This is a genomic window from Allosphingosinicella sp. (assembly GCF_036387215.1).
Taxonomy (GTDB): Bacteria; Pseudomonadota; Alphaproteobacteria; order Sphingomonadales; family Sphingomonadaceae; genus Allosphingosinicella.
Genome location: NZ_DASVUE010000114.1, coordinates 1 through 2,635 on the forward strand (window position 1 = coordinate 1; position 2,635 = coordinate 2,635).

Sequence of the window (2,635 nt, forward strand, 5' to 3'; positions counted from 1 at the left end):
GCGGCGCTCAGGGCCGGTTCGATCGCGTCGATCGTATAGGGCTTGGCGAGCACCGTCGCTTCGGCGTGCTCGGGCGGCGGCGGCGAGATGTGGCCGCCGGTGGCGAGAATGAAGGGGATGCCCTTCTCGTTCAGCCGGTCCGCCACCGGCCAGACATGCTCGCCCTTCAGGTGAACGTCGATAATCGCGACGTCGAAGCCGCCCTCATCGACCCTGGCGAGCGCTTCCTGCACGCTTTCGGCAGTCCCTGCGACCTCGTGGCCGAGGGATTCGAGGAAATCCTCGAGCATCATCGAAATGAGCGGCTCGTCCTCGACGATCAGAACGGAACATTTCCCCTGCACGATGCCGCGATTAATCGCTAATTGCGCCAAATCAAAAGAATTATTTGGTTAGCAGGGCATCCCGCGCCGCTTCGGCCAATTTCTGGACGGAAAAGGGCTTGGCGAGGAATTGCACGCGCTCGAGGTCGATCGACTTCCTGAGCTGCTCCTCGGCATAGCCGGAGATGAAGAGGATCGGCAGATCGGGCCGCGTCTTGCGCGCTTCCCTGACGGTCGTCGGCCCGTCCATGGTCGGCATGACGACGTCCGAGATCATGAGGTCGATCACCTCCTCGCGGGCGAGGATCTCCAGCGCCGCCTCGCCATTCTCCGCGGTGAACACCGTGTAGCCGTGCCGGGTGAGCGCGCGCTCGGCCACGGAGCGGACCATCGCCTCGTCCTCGACGAGCAGGATCGTGCCCGTCCCCCAGAGCTCCCGCGCACCTTCCTTCGCCTTGGCCTTGACCGGGCGGGCGGCGCCCTCGGCGCGGTGGACGGGCAGGTAGATGGTGAAGCTCGTCCCCTCCCCTTCCTCCGATTCGGCGAAGATGAAGCCGCCCGATTGCTTGACGATGCCGTAGACGGTGGAAAGGCCGAGGCCGGTCCCCTTCCCCACTTCCTTCGTGGTGAAGAAGGGCTCGAAGATCTTGCCGAGGATGGCAGGAGGAATGCCTGTGCCGGTGTCGCTGACCTTGAGCGCGGTATAATCGCCGGCGGGAAGGATGTCGCTGCCGAGCCGCCGCACCTCCTCCGGAGTGACCGAATAGGTGCGGAGGGTAAGCGTTCCTCCCTGGGGCATCGCGTCGCGGGCGTTGACGGCGAGGTTGACGATCACCTGCTCGAGCTGGCCGGGATCGGCGCGGACGGCGCCCAGGTTGCGGCCGTGCTTCACCTGCAGCTTCACGGTCTCTCCGAGCAGCCGCTTCAGGAGGTTGAGCACTTCCGAGATGACGTCGGGGAGCTGGAGCACCTGCGGGCGAAGCGTCTGCTGGCGCGAGAAGGCGAGCAATTGCCGGGTGAGGCCGGCGGCGCGGTTCGAGTTGGAGCGGATCTGCTGGATGTCGTCATAATCGCTGTCGCCGGGCGTGTGGCGCATCAGCATGAGGTCGCAATAGCCCAGGATCGCGGTGAGGATGTTGTTGAAATCGTGCGCGACGCCGCCGGCGAGCTGACCCACCGCCTGCATCTTCGTCGCCTGCGCGACCTGGCGCTTCAGTCGGTCCGCTTCGCTATTGTCCTTTAGCGACAGGATCACCGCCGCTTCGCCGAGGCCGCGGGCGCCGGCAATGCCGAGCGCGACCGGCTCGTCGGGCTGCGCCTTGAGGCGGACGGCGAGGTCGGAGGAGGTGGACGGGCCGCGGGCGAAGCGGCGGACGGCCTCGGAGACCGCCTGCTTGTCCTCGTCCACGACGAGGTCTCCGGGATAGACGGGCCGCGCCTCCTTCGGCAGTCCGACGGCCTTCCGGAAGGCCTTGTTCAGATAGACGAAGCGGCCGTCGACATTGGCGAGCGCAAGGCCGAGCGGGATGAAGTCGAGGAGCGCGTTGACGCTTGCGCTCTCCTCCTTGCCGAGCCGGCCCCGCCCGCCCGACGGGTCGTCGAGCAGGAGGAACAGGGTGAGCGGCTCCTCGCCCTCGGTAACCGGGATCTGGATGATCCGGAGCGGCGCAGTGCCGCGCGGCTCGCCGGCGAAGTGGAACTGGCCCTCCTCGGTGACGGCGATGAGGTTGACGAGCGGAGTGCCGGAGATCGATGCCTCCGGGCGACCGGTGGCGCGGGCGATGAAGGCCTGGTTGGCGGCGATGAGGTTGCCGTCCGCATCGGCGAGCGCGGCCATCAGGCCGGCTTCGGAGATGCGCTTGCCCGCGGGGCCGCCGATCAGCCGCTGCGCCTCGCGCAATAGGTCGACCTCGTCGGAACGGGTGAAGCGCCAGACGAGGTGGGTGTCGCCGAGGCCGGCGCGCTCGACCGCGAGAGCAAGGTTGAGGCCGTGGATGCGGAGCCGCGCGCGGGCGGCGTTGCCGTCGCGGCGGGCTTCGGCACCGGCGGCGGCGAGGCTCTCCTCCTCGGCCTCCAGCGGAAGCTCCGCCGGAGCGGCGGCGCCTCCGAACCAGTCCGAATAGGAACTGTTGGCGCAGACGAGGCGGCCGTCCGTGTCGGTGATCGCCACCGCGCCGCTCGCGCTGTCGGCGGCGGCGCGGAGGAGGCCGATGTCGGCTCTGGGGGCGGCCTCGGCACTGGCCGGCGCCGAGCGGAAGCTGGAGGCGAAGGCGAGCACCGCCCCTAGCCCCACGAGCCCGGCCGCGAAGGCC

The 2,635-nt window shown here is 68.5% G+C and carries 2 protein-coding genes; both read right to left on the bottom strand.

The window, feature by feature from the left end:
• On the bottom strand, positions 1-374 hold a 374-nt coding region (locus VF662_RS04725; RefSeq protein ID WP_464138294.1), incomplete at its 3' end, for a response regulator.
• Positions 375-384: 10 nt separating this feature from the next.
• A partial coding sequence (locus VF662_RS04730; RefSeq protein ID WP_464138296.1) for a hybrid sensor histidine kinase/response regulator occupies positions 385-2,635 on the bottom strand: 2,251 nt, incomplete at its 5' end.